Here is a 16,150-nt window from a genome sequence, read left to right as displayed (position 1 = left end):
AGGGCAAACCAGATCGTCCAACCCAGCTATAACGATTGAATCTGTTCAAGAAAAATGAATAAAAAAGTAAATGTAGGCCTGGTGCAGATGGCTAACTCTGCCGATGTGGAGGCCAATATTCAGAAGGCCGAAGCTGGCATTCGCGAAGCTGCTTCCAAAGGTGCTCAGATCGTATGTTTGCAGGAGCTTTTTACTTCGCTGTATTTTTGTGACGTTGAAGATCACCACAATTTCTCGCTGGCAGAAGCCATTCCCGGTCCAACCACCGACCGTATGAGCAAGCTGGCGGCTGAACTGGGCGTAGTTATTGTCGCGTCTCTGTTTGAAAAACGGGCCGCTGGTTTATACCATAACACAACCGCTGTTTTAGATGCGGACGGTACCTATCTGGGCAAATACCGTAAAATGCATATTCCCGATGATCCGGGTTATTACGAGAAGTTTTACTTCACCCCCGGCGATTTAGGTTATAAAGTTTTTGATACCAAATTTGCTAAAATCGGCGTGCTCATCTGCTGGGATCAATGGTATCCCGAAGCATCCCGCATTACGGCTCTGATGGGTGCAGATATCCTGTTTTACCCCACCGCTATTGGCTGGGATGTAAACGAAACCGACCCTCAGGTTAATAAAGAGCAATACGAAGCCTGGCAAACCATTCAGCGGAGTCACGCGGTGGCGAACGGTGTTTACGTAGTCGCAGTGAACCGCGTGGGCCGAGAAGCGGATCAGGAATTCTGGGGCGGTAGCTTTGTTGCCAAACCCCACGGAGGTTTGTTATACCTCGCTCCACACGATCAGGAAACCGTTCACGTACAGGAACTTGACCTGGAAGTGGCTGATCGGATTCGAACGACGTGGCCCTATTTCCGCGACCGGCGAATTGATTCGTATCAGCCCATTACCAAACGATTCATCGACGAATAACTTGTTAGAGGCGGAATGATGGATTCCGCCTCTTTTTTTATACTTTCTTTCCTCCTATCGTGAAAAATTCTTTTGTCGCCACAGGTTTATTGTTTGCGGCTTTGTGGTCATCCGCCTCCGTAGCGGCCAAGTTTGGTCTGCAATCGGCAGAACCCATGGTTCTGTTTGATATCCGTTATTTCGGGGCTGGATTTTTCTTGTTGATTTACGCATTAGCCTTTGAAAAACAGCGAATGCCTCAGGGTAAGGAATGGCTACAGTTGCTCCTATTTGCCGTTCTTAATACCGTTATTTATCTGGGTTTATTCGTATTTGCAATGAAACAGGTGGCCGCTGGTATTGGCAGCTTGGCTATTGCAATTAACCCTTTATTAATCAGCATTATATCTGCATTTTATACGGGTAAAAGCGTTCGCTCAAAAGCATGGATTGCTATTGTTTTGGGCATGGCTGGCGTTGCAATCGCGACGTATCCTTTACTTCAAAATAGCTTTGCTACACCGCAAGGGTTATTACTGCTTTTTCTGAGTATGCTCTCCTATTCAGTAGCTACGATTTACTTTTCTGAAATCGACTGGAAGTTATCCCGAAGTAGCATCAACGGCTGGCAGGCCCTGATTTCAGGGGTGATTTGTCTTCCTCTGATTTATTTTTTTCACGAAAAAGAAAGCCATTACGATAACCGCTTTTGGGCTACCGAAGTGTGGTTAATTATTTTCGTTTCCGTTGCGGCGGTTCAGCTTTGGCTGAAGTTGCTGAAAGATGATGCCGTTCGGGCTTCCCTATTTCTTTTCCTCTGTCCCGTTTTTGGTTTTGCTTACGCCACGTTTTTACTCGGCGAACCTTTTACCCTGTATACTGCCGCCGGAACGGTTCTGGTTTTGATTGGTCTCTGGATTGGGCAACGATCGGGTAAGTAATCTTTTGCTTAGGGTTGAATATAGGTTAGTCGTAGGCTAACCCTATATGAAATGCGGGGAATACCAGGATAGGACCTTCCTTTCGAATTTTTCCCGGATTATGATCCGGGTCCATCCAAACCGGGGCTATTCATGTTTAACCCCTCTGGGGTTTTGTCTGTCAATTTTCTTACTTCTTCTTTATCCTCGCTCTTTTGGATTTTTAGTCCAAAATAAAATTTTGAGGTAAGATGAAGTAGACCTTACGTTGGTCTTTCCTTGGATTCAAGCAGGCTATGGGCGGATTTATGTTGATAATTAAATCTGTCAGCCAGAACGAAGCGAAGGAACCTACGAAGGCTACGAACTTAACTAGGCTTGTCACTCGTCCTAATGCCAGGAAAGGTCTCTCTCTTCGTTCGAGATGACAGTCTTTAGGGATAAAGGGGAGACAAGTAATCTTTTCTTCATAACCCCGCTGAGGTTTTATTTTGTTGATTTCGTTAACTCTTTGCTTTTTCGGATTTGCCAGCCGAAAGGAATCTGTCAAAGGATTTATCATCGACCCTAGCTCATCCACCAAAAATAAATTTTCCCTTTTCTATTGACTTATTGAATCAGGTTTTATTTACTTTGCAATACAAAGTACTTCGATTTATGACCCAAGAAGAAGGACCCTTACGCGACTTGTCTGAAATCCGTCAAATGATGGAGCGTTCCTCCCGGTTTTTATCCCTAAGCGGATTATCTGGAGTTTTTGCTGGAACTGTAGCTCTACTCGGAGCCGCCGCCGCCTGGAAATTCCTGGAAGGTACCGATTCTATCGTTGGTCAGGCTTTTGTATCCAAGCCTTATGGATTTTATCAGTTCTTCGTGGTCAATTTTGGTGGGGTCATGTTACTTTCCATTGTCGGCGGACTTTACTTTACCAACCGTCGGGCCCGCCAGCGGGGTTGGAAACTCTGGGATGCCACTTCCAAACGATTACTGATTAATATGGCCATTCCTCTGGGTACAGGTGCCTTTTTCTGCTATTTTTTACTGTTCCGTGCACCGGAATTAATAGCCGCTTGTACACTTATTTTTTATGGAATGGCACTCATTAATGCCAGCAAATACACCCATAGCGACGTAAGAAATTTAGGATTATGTGAATTAATCCTGGGAATTTGCTGCGGTTGGTTTGCCTCGACGGGCACTAGCCTGTTATTTTGGGCCCTGGGTTTTGGCGTCCTCCACATCCTGTACGGTATTATCATGTATCGTAAATACGGGGCATAAGCAGACTTTTGGGGTCTGATTTCTATGAAAAGTTTTATTGATCAGTTAAATAAAGCATTTGAGAATCGGGTACGGCTGGGCATTATGTCCGTGCTGATGGTGAACGATTGGGTAGAGTTTAATACGCTGAAAGAAACACTTCAGCAAACCGATGGTAACCTCGCCAGCCACCTGATGGCTCTGGAAAAAGTACAATACGTTGCTATTCGAAAAGGATTTATCGGTCGTAAACCCAATACGTCCTATCAGGCTACCGAAACGGGCCGCCAGGCCTTTCAGGAACACCTCAACGCCCTGGAATCACTTTTAAAATCAGTGCCGACCAAGTCTTAATTTTTTTTAGCCTTTAACTTTGTAATTCAAAGTACTTTTTAACATGAAATACGGATTCTTTCTTCTGCTCGCCGCTATTATTCTACAGAACTATCTGTTTTACAACCAAAATTTTGGGATTAATTTTCTGGCACTCAACGTCTTGGTGCTAACCCTTTTACTCGTTCGGAACCGTGATTATTTAAAGCAAATAAATACCCAGTTAGCCAGTCTGGGATCTGTTCTTTGTGGAATGACTATAGCTTTCTACGGCGGCGATACTTCCATTTTTCTCTATATTTTTTCAATTCTGTTATTGATTGGCTACAATTCTATTGCTCAGTTATCCCCTTACGTTTCTGCGTTCAATGGTTTCGTTAGCTTCATTGGGATAGCCTCGTTTAATGCCGGGGCAAACTTGTTAACCAAGGCCGATACGCCAACGAATCAACGACGCTTTTCCAAACAGATTCAATTATTACTTCCTCCACTCGCCATTACCCTGTGTTTTTATGGACTCTATTATTGGGCTAATCCTAATTTTTCTTTTCTCTCAACCACTTACACCCTGGACGCAGGTTACCTCTTTTTATTTCTCGTAGGATTAACCTGGATACCAGCCTTAATCTTCCCTTACTCTCCTAACGCTTTTACTGAAAGTGATTTAAGTAGACCTAATACATTAAAACGAATTCGTACCCGATTCAAAGGCCATTTATTGCAATTAAAATGGGAATATCGTCAGGGAGTTATTATGCTGGTTATGTTGAATAGTTTGCTGGCTATCTTTTTAGTGGTCGAACTTCAATCTCTTTATTCAGGCTCCAAAGCTCAATCGGCATACGAGTTGTCCCAATCCGTTCATGACGGAATCAATGTCCTAATTATCAGTATCTTATTAGCTATTACTCTAATCTTATTCTATTTCCGTAAAAACCTGAATTTCTTTCCCAATAATCAAACCTTAGTAAAACAGGCTTATACGTGGATTGGACTAAACATTTTATTACTTGCAGTTACTACCCATACCAATTCGTTATATGTTCAAAATTATGGGCTAACATACAAGCGAATAGGCGTTTACCTCTGGCTGCTTTTAACAGGATTGGGATTATTCACTACACTTTTAAAAATTCACCAAAAGAAGACCAATGCCTATCTATTTCGTGTGAATAGCTGGATTACTTACTTTGTTTTTATTCTCATGGTAGCGATGCCCTGGGCTAAGATTATTACTCACTATAATTTAAACTACTCCCGTAGTCTTGACCTAAGCTACCTATTCAGTCTTCACCACTCTAATCTTCCTCAATTACAGGCCTACAGCGAAACGCATCCAGGTCTTGAGGATAAATTAAGTTTCGCTGTTGAATCTTTTCAAAAGCGGTATGAACGATACCCGGATGCCTGGCAATCTTGGAATTATAGTGACTGGAAACTCTATCAACACCTCACCTCCCACCCTTTAAAAAAATAATTCAACCTTCAACCTTTCGCTTATGCAACTCATTCACACCCGCACTTTACAGATTGGCAGCCTCTCGGCTTTATCTGTTCTTTCGGCTACGTTTCTAGCCATTCGGTTTGGCATTACCCATGGCGGCTGGTATGTCATGATTAACTGGAATCTGTTCCTGGCCTGGATGCCACTTTTTCTTTCGCTCTGGTTTGAACGCATTACCCTGAACGAACCCGGCTCAAAACTTAAACTGGCCTCTGTAGGCATACTTTGGCTGCTATTTTTTCCGAATGCTCCTTATGTTATTACGGATTTTATTCACATTCAGCATTCCAGCGGCATTCCAGCCTGGCACGATGCCTTGATGATTTTTAGTTACGCTATGACTAGCCTGATCTGCGGGTTATTATCCTTCCACTGGATGCGGCAAAATCTGATGCGAATCATCCCGAAATGGTCTGAATACGTGATGCTTGCCGTATTGCCTTTAAGTGGCTTCGGCATTTACCTTGGTCGGGTCAAACGGCTCAATAGCTGGCACCCGTTTACGAAACCGGGCTTACTCATCCAACAGATCCTGGAGAGTCTGGTCAACAAACAGGCGATCCTGATGACGCTTGAATTTTCGGTAATGATTGGCATTTCTTACCTCGTCCTCCTAAGTTTGATGCAAAAAGAAAGCGTTTGATCGCGTTTAAGGTTGTCTGAGAGTATCCATGATCAAACCTTTTCTGACTTCCTCAAACCGCGTCAAGCTATTTTTAAACCATTTGCAAACCCAGCGTCATGCCCATTGACATTCCCAAGTTTTTTCGAAGTGTTCGCTATGCCCTCAAGGGTTTGAAAGTCATGGTTTATTCGGAAAACAACGCCCGGATTCACCTGCTGGCTACACTGGTAGTGGTGTGTATGGGTTTTTACCTGAACATTACAAAAAAAGACTGGGTAAACCTGCTGATCTGCATTGTACTGGTTTGGGTAACAGAGGCGATCAATACGGCTTTTGAAAAAACCGTGGATATGGTTTCGCCTGAATACCGAAAGATTGCCGGCGAAATCAAAGATCTGGCTGCGGGAGCGGTACTAATTACGGCCATTTTCTCCGTCATTGTCGGGATTATGATTTTTAAGGAATACGTTCCCTGGGAGGACTGGGCCTATCAGTTAGGCATTCCCCTGCCCCAAGACGACGAACCTGCCTATTAACTAACAGATCATTACATTCCACCTACCTAACTATCCTTTATTTTACTCTTAAGTACTGATTTTCAGAATACCCTTCCCCCATTATTTCATGCAAAGGAATGAGCATAACCCTTGTTCACTCCGTTCCTTTCCAGTAAATTCGCTCATACCTCGGTCTGCCCTACGACCGGGGTATGAATGCTTTGTAATGACCCTAATTTTCGCCGCTATGAAACGTCTTTTATTGGTTATTTTTTGCCTGTACGCCAGTTCGGTCTGGGCTCAGATGCTGCCTTCTAAACGGCTGGAAATTCTGCGGGATGATAAAATTACGGACGATTTTGAAGTGCTGCCCCTGGGAAGTCAGGGCGTTTTGGTTACTAAAATTCTTGATAACCCCTCTCGGGGCATCAACCATACCTATCAGTTTAGTCGCTACGATTCAACACTGGCTTTACGCTGGGAAAGCGAGTTTAAACTGAAGCCACCGTACAAAGCCTTACTTTCTTACCACACACCCGAACATTTATTCTGGCTCTGTGGCGACCCAGATTCTGATAAAATCCAAATCTGGAAAACCAGCCTTGACACGGGCGAAATGGAAGTAATTGAAGGGGAAGTACCGGCCATTGACATTGTTTCGAAATTTAAAATTCTGGGTAATAAAGCCTTTTTGGGAGGTACTTATAATGACCGTCCGGTAGTGGTTTCTTTCAGTTTTTTTGATAAAACCTCACAGGCTCTCCCCGAATTATTTGACTTTCATTTAACCATCAATGACCTGGACGTGGATGAAAAAGGAAATAAAATTCACGTTTTCAGTAAGTACAATCGTCGCGGGAAATGCCTGCTTCAGATGTACACGTATGCTTATGACGGGCATTTGTTAAGCAAAACAACCCTCAATGACGAGTCCGACCGAAGTCTGATTACGGCTAAAATTGTTCATCTGGAAAATGGGGAGTCCTTGCTGGTAGGCAACTATTCACTCAACTGCTCGGATTATTCGCAGGGCTTATACCTCACCAAAGTAACCGATCAGCCACAGAACAAGATTCAGTACGTTCCCTTTTCGGATTTACAGAATTTCTTCAATTACCTGAAACCCAGTCGACAGGAACGGATGCGAAATAAAATCGCAGCCCAAAAGAAACTGGGCAAGGACCTGAAATTCCATTACCTGCTTCATATTCAGGATCTGATTTCCACGGAGGAGGGTTATCTGATGGTGGCGGAAGCGTACTTTCCCCAAACCAAAACCAGCAGTTCTTTTACCCCAACGGCTGTTACCAATCGCCGCCTTCAAAATAGTTATGAATCGTTCCGTTACACCCACGCTTTGGTTTGCGGCCTGAATCGTTCGGGTGAACTCGTATGGGATAACTCGATGGAATTAAAGGATTTGACCTCCGATTTGTTGAGTCCACAAGTGCAACTTAGTACGCTCAGTTCCAACACGCTTTGTTTGAGTTATACGTATGAATCCAAAGTCAGGGCTCTTCAGATTCAGAAAGATAAAACGCTAGGCAAGATTGAAGAATACGAGTTATTACCCGCTGAACTTAACAAATCAATCGATCGTGACCCATACCCTTCCCTGATTTCCTGGTATGGTCCATATTACCTGAGTTGGGGGTTTCGAAAGTACCCTCCCACCGCTAACCAATCTCCGAAAGAAGCCTTTTTTCTCTATAAACTGGAGCATCCGGTTCATTAGTACAGTTTTCCATTAGCTGTTTTTCGTTTTCAAGCAAGAACGCTACATTTAAACCCTCCGGGGTATTGTTTTCTTTTCAAACTACGCTCTTTCGGATTTGTAATCCGAAAGCCGTCTGTAAGGGATTTATAATCCCTAAAGCAACGCTAACCGTCTCTTACCCAGATGCGACCATAGAATGATCGCGTGTTGTTGGGGATTGTAAACTCCAAAACTCCGTCATGGTTGGTGCCTTCACCAACTACCAGGCTTTTAGTAATGGCTGGTGAGGACACCAGCCAAGGCGGAAGACTAGCGTATGAGCCCGTCCAACGTTTACCCCGGGTTTTACCCGGGGCTACCCATATTCAACCCCTCCGGGGTTAAGGTCTCCATTTCCAAACCTCTTCCCATCCACCATGGTTGGTGTCCTCACCAACCACTAGGCTTCCTATTAATGGCTGGTGAAGACACTAGTCAAGGCGGGAGATTGGCGTATGGGCCCCTCCAACGTTTATCCCGGGTCCATCCATTAAGTAATCTCATAAGAAACCCCGGATTGTCATCCGGGGCTATCCAGGTTAAACCCCTACGGGGTTAGGGTCTCGATATCCAAACGTCTTGTCTACCTTTACGAGTTTTCTCTTCCCAAACTGAAAACTGAAAACTGAAAACTGAAAACTGAAAACTGAAAACTGAAAACTGAAAACTGAAAACTGAAAACTCAAAACTCAAAACTCAAAACTCAAAACTCAAAACCGCAGCGGCGGCCGCTCAAAACTCAAAAAGAGAGGTTACTTTTGTACTATGAATATCAAAATGCCCTTGCAGGCTTTGCGAAACGGAAGCTTGGTGCTTCATCCTACCGATACCGTATGGGGACTGAGCGGAGATGCCACTCGACCGGAAACGGTGGAGTTACTTCGCAAAACCTGTCAAATTCCCCCTCAGCAGGGACTTATTATCTTGCTGTGGGACACCTCCATGCTGGATCGTTACGTCGCGAAAGTGCCCGATCTGGCTTTTGATCTGATCGAATACGCCGAAGATCCGTTAACTGTAGTCTTTCCTCAGGGAAAAAATGTGGCCGAAAATCTGCTGGCTCCCGACAGAAGCATTGCCATTCGCGTTGTGAAATCGGGTCCTTGCCTTGATCTGGTAAAAAGTTTCGGCAAACCTCTCGTTTCTACAATTGCCGCAATTTCAGGTCAGCCCATTCCTAAGAAAAGTGAAGATATTGCTCCTGACATCCGCCAGGCGGCTCAGGAAATAATTCCAGCTCCGGCAGGCTGGACTTCCGGCAAACCTTCCCGCATCGTTCGACTGGGCGTGGGTGGTGAATTTGAATTTATCCGTAAATAATATAGTATCAGGTTCTCGCATAGATCTTTTGCGAGCCCAATGATCACCGATCCGGCTTTTCGCCATGAATGAATTAATTAAAAATCATCCTGTATTTCAGATCGTTGCCCGCTCTGCGGAGCAACTGAACCTGCCAACCTATGTCATTGGCGGCTACGTACGGGATTTGTTACTGAATCGACCTTCCAAGGATATTGATATTGTTTGCGTAGGAAGTGGCATCGCTCTAGCTGAGCAAGTGGCCAGAAACTCGGGCGATAAACAGGCTTCTCTGGCCGTTTTCAAAAATTTCGGCACGGCCCAGGTAAAGTTTGATGGCTGGGAAGTAGAATTTGTCGGAGCTCGTAAAGAATCCTATCGCTCCGACTCCCGCAAACCCATTGTAGAAGACGGAACGCTGGAAGATGACCAGAATCGTCGTGATTTCACCATCAATGCATTAGCCATTTCTCTGAATAAAGCAGACTTTGGCACCCTGATTGATCCTTTTGACGGCCAGGCCGATTTACGCCGGAAAGTCATTCGGACACCGCTTAATCCAGATATTACTTTTTCCGATGACCCCCTTCGCATGCTGCGGGCCATTCGGTTTGCTACCCAGCTCGGTTTTGATATTGACCCGGATTCGTTTGATGGATTAATTCGGACGAAAGACCGTATTGAAATCATTTCTCAGGAACGTATTACGGACGAACTCAACAAGATTATCCGAACACAAACGCCTTCGTATGGATTTAAGTTACTGGAAATCTCGGGTTTACTCGAAATCATTTTCCCTGATTTTGTGGCCCTGAAAGGTGCCGAACAAATTGATGGCAAAGGACATAAAGACAATTTTTACCACACACTTCAGGTATTAGATAACGTCTGCCGAATGAGTGACGACCTGTGGTTACGCTGGGCGGCCATCCTGCACGACATTGCCAAACCCGCAACCAAGCGTTTTCATCCCAAAATTGGCTGGACTTTCCACGGTCACGAAGAGATGGGTGCCCGCATGGTTCCTACCATTTTCCGTAAGTTCCGGTTGCCCTTGGGTGAAGAAATGAGGAAAGTGAAAAAACTGGTTCGCCTGCACTTACGCCCCATTGCTCTGGCCAAAGATGATATCACAGATTCGGCATTGAGGAGAGTTATGGTGGAAGCTGGCGAGGATCTGGACGATCTGATGAAGCTTTGCCGGGCTGATATTACTTCTAAAGACGGAAACCGGGTGAAACGTTATCTCGCCAATTTTGATAAGGTGGAAGCTCTGATGAAAGAAGTTGAAGAACGCGATCAGCTCCGTAATTTTCAGCCCATCGTTACCGGAGAAATGATTATGGAAGTATTCGGGCTGCAACCTTCCAGAGAAGTAGGTACGCTGAAAACCATCATTCGTGAAGCCATTCTGGAGGGAACGCTACCGAACAAATGGGAATACGCCTATCCGTTTTTACTGAAAGCCGGAGCTGACATGGGGTTATCCCCGGTTAAAGAATTAACCCCTCCCCTCCAAGACCAAGTACCTTGATTATGCGTTAGTTTTATAATCAGTTTTCAGTTGACAGTTTTCTGTTTTCAGTTGGGATATTGTGCCCCCCTATTTGAGCTATCATTGATGTACTCAGCTAAATCATTTTTTTCACTGAAAACTGAAAATTGCAAACTGAAAACTGTAAAAATTTTCTTCCTTTAGAATGCTGCGTTGGCTGGTGATTTTTTTCTTCTGTGCATCCACTCTGGTTACGGCTCAAACCCGGACGGATTCGTTGCGTAAGATGAATAATCTGGCTGCTGAGCTTGCCAAACGTGGTCGTTATGACCGGGCCTGGCCTTTGCTCAATGGGGCACTGAAGGTAGAAAACCGCGATACGCTTCGCTATAATCTGGCTCTGGTGGAATTAGCCCAGGGGCATTCCGCCCAGGCACTTCAGTTACTTAATCAACCGTTGCCTTTTCCCAATGCGGGTTTACAGAAGGGTCTGGCAGCCAGTCAGATGGGTAAATACTCGGAGGCTTTGAATTATTTTCGAACGACTCCTTCCACTCCTGAAAATTCAGACGTTCTCTTTTACAACCAGGCGATTGCTCTCTGGAAATCCGCTCCTACGAATACCAATACGTATCCGCACATTGAGCGTTACCTGGAACAATCAGTTAATACCAATCCGCAATCCCGAATTGCGATGGGGCAGCTCATGGCGGCTCAAAATCGATGGGATGAAGCCGTGCGGAATTTTCAGCAAGCTCGTCAGGAAGGAGCTGATTTACAGGTATTATTACGTTTGGGGCACGCTCATCTGGCCCTGAAACAATCCGACGAAGCCATTAAAGCTTTTCAGGAATACCTCGATGCCGGTGGCCGCGAAGGGTATCTGGCTCACCTTGGCATGGCTTACACTCATTACCGAATGGGCGATTATACGCTGGCCGGAGAAGCCTTTCATCGCGTCTTACGCATTCGTCCCACCTCCCCAGAAGCTGCCACCGGAATCGGAAATATTCTCATCGGCCAGCATCAGGATAAGCAGGCTTTGGCTCAATACCAGCGAGCCGTTTCACTGGATTCTACGTACATGCCCGCTCGCCTAGGTCGGGCTATGGCCTATTACCGGTTAGGTCGATACGCTGAAGCCTGGAAAGATTTCACGGCCAGCGTTCATATCATTAATCCCGACAATCCTGACTACGCTGATTTTTATATATGTCGCGGATTTACGCTAGTTCGGTTAAAACGCTATAGACAGGCCATTCCCGAATTTGAAAATGCCTTAAAAAACAAGCCTAATGCCACCGCCGTGTATGCGGGTTTAAGCGAAGCCTACCGAGGCGTGGGTGACTTTCAGTTGGCTCATCGCAACGTAAACGAAGCCCTGAAACGCGAGCCTAATCACGCAGGGTTATTAACCAATCGGGGAAATTTTCAGATGAACATCGAACAGTTTGACGATGCTTCAAAAGATTACCAGCAAGCCATCAAACTTGAACCCAATAACCTTAATGCCCATAACGGCGTGGCTATTACGGATTTGCAAAGCGACCGAATTCCTGAAGCTTTGGTACGTTACGATAGTTTAGTACTGAAGCATTCCCGCGAACCGATGTTATTAAACAACCGCGGTATTACCCTGTCGTATCGGGGTTTGCAACTGGAACAGGAAAAGAAAGATAATGAGGCCAAAGGCTCCTATAAAAAATCACTGGCTGATTTTCAACGGGCCATGTCGATTGATACGGCGGGCGGTTACTACCGAAACAACGCCGGGAATGTGTATAAAATCCTGAACGAAAAGGAAAAGGCCATTGAGAATTATAACGGGTATCTGAGTAAAACCGCGATTAATAACCTCGGTGTTTTATACGCCGGAACCAAACAGAAAAAGTATTCGCATTATTACATCACGACGGCGTTACAACTGGATTCTACTAACTTTTCATTTCTCTATAATCGAGCTAAATTATACCGTTCCGAGTTCCCGGACTCGTTGCGGACGCGTGGAAAATATTTACGGGCCGAATCCTTTATTTCTCCCAATGCCATCGCCCGAAAATATAGCAAAGACGGTTACATTACGGTTTATCTCTTTGACTATCAATACGAAACATACGAGTACAAAGGACAACCGACCTTTCCTATTAAAGCCGATGCCGGAAAACCCACAGAATTTCAGAGTTACTTCGATTTTCAGTCCATTCCAGAACCACCCAAACCCGAGCCCATTCCCCGACAGCCACGTGTGTACACCTATCCCAAAGGCAAGTCTTTAAAATCAACCCAAAAGGGGCAAAAAATCGGGGGAGTACAGAATGTCCGGTTTAAAATAAAACCAAGAATAGTTTTTATAACTAAAAATTTAGTTATAATTGTTTTCTAAAGCTATCCTTTATGAAAACAACTCTATTTTCTTTCTTACTTACTTTTATTTTTGCAAGTTGCAATAGTCCAAAAAGCTATAATTCTCAGCCATTATCGGATCGTATAATTGGAGACTGGATAAAAGAAAAACCTGACACAACTTTTAATAAAAGTATACTATTATCATTTGAAAAATCAATTTGCTTCGATTTTTCAAATGAGTTTGTAAACTACAAATTAGTGGGTAACCATCTTTATATAGATGAGTTACGAAAAAATACATTTAGATATTTATTCAGAATAGAAAATAATAAAGCAGATGAACTTTCTTTGATTAGTATAAATAGTCACGCAAAAGAGCTTTCCAGTATTTTGAATCACTCTGATACGCTGATTTTTAGTAGAATTCCTCCAGCCGAGTATCATCCTTTTTTTTCGACAAAATAGCCTTTTATAGCACTGGATGCTTTGGATTATGTCCATCTATGTACTTTGAAATGGATAGTTTAGGATCATTTTTATTCCAGGCTAAAAGTTATACTAGCATTGCCCCAGGCTTTTATAGAGGCCAGATTCCATCCGAAATGTTACGAACGATCAAAAAAAATTACACAAACTGGATATATTTCAGCTTCGCAAAAATTATGTAGCTAATTGGACAGATGACCAAACGTGCGGCATTTATATTTCTCTGGGCAAAAGTCACGTAGAATCACACGCTTATGGATTTGATCGTGAGCCTACGGAGTTGCGAGTACTTTTCTCCTATTTACAGCAAGTATATACATCAACACAACTAACCCCCGACTCAACCGTTAGTAAAAGCTTCAAATACGCTGATTTCATATGGAATGGTGTCCCTCTCCCCCCACCTCCACCGCCCATCACCAAGCGTTAGTTTTAAGACTCGTATTATATCTTTTAATCCCTCAAAGCAAACTACTTTTGCAGGATTCTTGTTAATTCATGATACTAGCCAGATTTTTAAGCCTGCTGGTGTTCTGCTATTAATTGATGCTGTTTACAGTAAACCACTCTCTACGATGCAAGTTGAATTAGTTCGCGTTGATGACGCTTTTCATTTTCAGGCTTCTGGTTCATCCGAGGCCAAAGTTTCTATTGATGCAGCCGAGGCTATTGGTGGCAAGAATGCAGGCGTCCGCCCCATGGAGCTTTTGCTAATGGGGTTGGGTGGCTGCTCGGCCATTGACGTGATCCTGATTCTGAAAAAACAGCGGCTGCAAATCGAAGATGTCAAAGTGAGTGTATCAGGTGAACGGGTGAAGATTGAAGGCACAGAAATGAGTCCGTTTCGCAAAATCAATGTGCATTTTGACATCAAGGGTAATGTGAGTGAAGAAAAAGCAGAGCGAGCCATCAAACTTTCGATGGAGAAATACTGTTCGGCAACGGCCCAGTTTGCTCAGTCAGCGGAGATTACCCATTCAGTGAGCATCGAAGGACTAAGCCCCCAGGAAATTCAGGCCGATAGTCTCGCCGAATAGCCTTACCTTTGTCCCCGCTCTCAGCTTTTAAGTATCGATGAAACAATACCAGGATCTCCTCCAGCATATTCTTGACCACGGCACTCGCAAAACCGACCGTACCGGCACGGGTACTATTTCGGTTTTCGGTTACCAGATGCGTTTTAATCTGGCCGAAGGTTTCCCTTTAGTGACTACCAAAAAGGTACACACGAAATCCATTATTCACGAGTTACTCTGGTTTCTTCAGGGCGATACCAATATTAAATACCTGAAAGACAACGGTGTTAGTATTTGGGATGAATGGGCGGATACGGAAGGCAACCTTGGTCCCGTATACGGTAAACAGTGGAGAAGTTGGGAAGCCCCCGACGGACGGGTAATCGATCAGATTACACAGGCCGTTAACCTTCTGAAAAAATCGCCGGACTCCCGTCGAATCATTGTATCCGCCTGGAATCCAGCCGATCTGGATGGTATGGCTCTGCAACCCTGCCATGCGTTGTTTCAGTTTTACGTAGCCGACAACAAGCTTTCCTGCCAGTTATACCAACGCAGTGCGGACGTATTCCTGGGCGTACCCTTTAACATTGCCAGCTATGCGTTACTGACGATGATGATTGCTCAGGTAACAAACCTGGAACTCGGTGATTTTATCTGGACGGGTGGCGATACGCACCTGTACCTGAACCATTTAGAACAGGTAGAGTTACAGTTAAGTCGCGAACCGCGAGCCTTACCCACGCTGCGAATCAATCCCGAAGTTCAAGATTTATTTGCCTTTACTTACGAAGATTTTAAACTCGAAAATTATGACCCCTGGCCTGCGATTAAAGCTCCGGTTGCGGTCTAATTTTTCCGACTATTGATACCAACTCAAGCCACGAAGGAATCCCTTACCTTCGTGGCTTTCTCATTACGGATGAACACACTTGTACTCAAGTTAATTTTAATGCCCTCGTTGATTGCCGGTGTTACGCTGGCAGCCCGACGGTGGGGTAATGTTATTGGCGGATGGCTCGGTGGGTTTCCCTGGGTGGCAGGGCCTATTTCTATTTTTCTGGCCCTTGAGCAGAGTAAGGATTTCGCGGCGAAATCGGCTATGGGTTCGCTGGTAGGTTGTTTCTCTACCTATGCCTTCGCCTGGTTATATGCGAAACTGGCTCCCCGCTTGCACTGGTTTCCCTTACTGATGCTCTGCTACGCCATGATTTTTGGAAGTTTATACATCGGACAATTTTATTCGGGAAGTATTCATCTCCTTTTCATAACCTTATTACTGTTCATTTTACTGGTCTACAAGCTATTTCCCCGGCCCGAAGTTCCGGCTCACATTGCAGCCCCACCCCGCTTTGACCTCCCTTTACGGATGATCGTGGCAACAACTTTTGTAGCGGTCATTACGCAAGTGGCTTCCTGGACGGGACCGGTTTGGAGTGGTTTATTAACACCCTTCCCTATTATGACCACCTGCCTCGCTGTCTTTACGCACATTCAGCAGGGGCCTGCCCAGTGTGCCCGGATTTTACGAGGGATGGTGAACTCTGGTATGGGCTATGCTACTTTTTTGTATGCCGTGGGATTATTATTACCTCATACGTCAATGCTGGTAGCCTATAGTGCGGCAATGGCTTGCTCTTCAATAGCTAATATTTTGACGTTAAAATACCTCAAGTAAGTTTTCTAAGTTTCAGTACATCAGCAATA

General features: G+C 44.6%; 16 protein-coding genes. All 16 read left to right on the top strand.

Annotated features, from left to right (window positions below; genetic code table 11):
• The first annotated feature begins 54 nt into the window (after nt 1-54).
• The 16 genes from BWI96_RS05515 (at nt 55) to BWI96_RS05440 (ending at nt 16,121) form a co-directional block, all read left to right on the top strand.
• Nucleotides 55-927 (top strand): carbon-nitrogen hydrolase, encoded by an 873-nt coding sequence (locus tag BWI96_RS05515; RefSeq protein ID WP_106635694.1) that lies wholly within the window; start codon nt 55-57, stop codon nt 925-927.
• Between the two features lie 59 nt (nt 928-986).
• On the top strand, nt 987-1,847 hold the full coding sequence (locus tag BWI96_RS05510) for a DMT family transporter (RefSeq protein WP_232793588.1): 861 nt from the start codon (nt 987-989) through the stop codon (nt 1,845-1,847).
• Nucleotides 1,848-2,483: 636 nt separating this feature from the next.
• Nucleotides 2,484-3,107, top strand: coding sequence for a hypothetical protein (locus BWI96_RS05500; RefSeq protein ID WP_106635939.1), 624 nt, complete (start codon nt 2,484-2,486; stop codon nt 3,105-3,107).
• Nucleotides 3,108-3,131: 24 nt separating this feature from the next.
• Nucleotides 3,132-3,440 (top strand): transcriptional regulator, encoded by a 309-nt coding sequence (locus BWI96_RS05495; RefSeq protein ID WP_106635691.1) that lies wholly within the window; start codon nt 3,132-3,134, stop codon nt 3,438-3,440.
• A 43-nt stretch (nt 3,441-3,483) separates the two neighbouring features.
• The gene (locus tag BWI96_RS05490) at nt 3,484-4,896 is read left to right on the top strand and encodes a DUF4173 domain-containing protein (RefSeq protein WP_106635690.1); all 1,413 of its coding nucleotides are present in this window, start codon (nt 3,484-3,486) and stop codon (nt 4,894-4,896) included.
• A gap of 22 nt (nt 4,897-4,918) precedes the next feature.
• Nucleotides 4,919-5,566: a DUF1361 domain-containing protein gene (locus BWI96_RS05485; RefSeq protein ID WP_106635689.1), complete on the top strand. Its 648-nt coding sequence runs from the start codon at nt 4,919-4,921 to the stop codon at nt 5,564-5,566.
• Between the two features lie 98 nt (nt 5,567-5,664).
• A complete protein-coding gene (locus tag BWI96_RS05480; protein WP_106635688.1) occupies nt 5,665-6,084 on the top strand; it encodes a diacylglycerol kinase family protein in 420 nt (139 codons plus the stop codon).
• Between the two features lie 208 nt (nt 6,085-6,292).
• A complete protein-coding gene (locus BWI96_RS05475; RefSeq protein WP_157830222.1) occupies nt 6,293-7,780 on the top strand; it encodes a hypothetical protein in 1,488 nt (495 codons plus the stop codon).
• A gap of 786 nt (nt 7,781-8,566) precedes the next feature.
• Nucleotides 8,567-9,121 (top strand): L-threonylcarbamoyladenylate synthase, encoded by a 555-nt coding sequence (locus BWI96_RS05470; protein WP_106635686.1) that lies wholly within the window; start codon nt 8,567-8,569, stop codon nt 9,119-9,121.
• Between the two features lie 64 nt (nt 9,122-9,185).
• Entirely contained in the window at nt 9,186-10,634 is a 1,449-nt protein-coding gene (locus BWI96_RS05465) for a CCA tRNA nucleotidyltransferase (protein ID WP_106635685.1), read from the top strand.
• 166 nt (nt 10,635-10,800) lie between these two features.
• Nucleotides 10,801-12,978 carry a tetratricopeptide repeat protein gene (locus tag BWI96_RS05460; RefSeq protein ID WP_106635684.1) on the top strand — a complete coding sequence of 726 codons (2,178 nt, stop codon included), beginning with the start codon at nt 10,801-10,803 and terminating at the stop codon, nt 12,976-12,978.
• Nucleotides 12,979-12,989: 11 nt separating this feature from the next.
• Nucleotides 12,990-13,406, top strand: a complete 417-nt coding sequence (locus BWI96_RS05455; RefSeq protein WP_106635683.1) for a hypothetical protein — start codon at nt 12,990-12,992, stop codon at nt 13,404-13,406.
• Between the two features lie 38 nt (nt 13,407-13,444).
• The gene (locus BWI96_RS23140; protein ID WP_369804074.1) at nt 13,445-13,609 is read left to right on the top strand and encodes a hypothetical protein; all 165 of its coding nucleotides are present in this window, start codon (nt 13,445-13,447) and stop codon (nt 13,607-13,609) included.
• A 393-nt stretch (nt 13,610-14,002) separates the two neighbouring features.
• Nucleotides 14,003-14,464, top strand: a complete 462-nt coding sequence (locus tag BWI96_RS05450) for an OsmC family protein (RefSeq protein ID WP_106635938.1) — start codon at nt 14,003-14,005, stop codon at nt 14,462-14,464.
• A 37-nt stretch (nt 14,465-14,501) separates the two neighbouring features.
• Nucleotides 14,502-15,296, top strand: coding sequence for a thymidylate synthase (locus tag BWI96_RS05445; RefSeq protein WP_106635682.1), 795 nt, complete (start codon nt 14,502-14,504; stop codon nt 15,294-15,296).
• Nucleotides 15,297-15,365: 69 nt separating this feature from the next.
• Complete coding sequence (locus BWI96_RS05440) at nt 15,366-16,121, top strand: hypothetical protein (protein WP_157830221.1); 756 nt, start codon at nt 15,366-15,368, stop codon at nt 16,119-16,121.
• Nucleotides 16,122-16,150 lie beyond the last annotated feature (29 nt).

Source organism: Siphonobacter sp. SORGH_AS_0500, assembly GCF_002838835.1.
Classification (GTDB): Bacteria; Bacteroidota; Bacteroidia; order Cytophagales; family Spirosomataceae; genus Siphonobacter.
The sequence above is the reverse complement of the archived record's forward strand: the minus strand, read 5'-3'. Positions and strand labels throughout refer to the sequence as shown.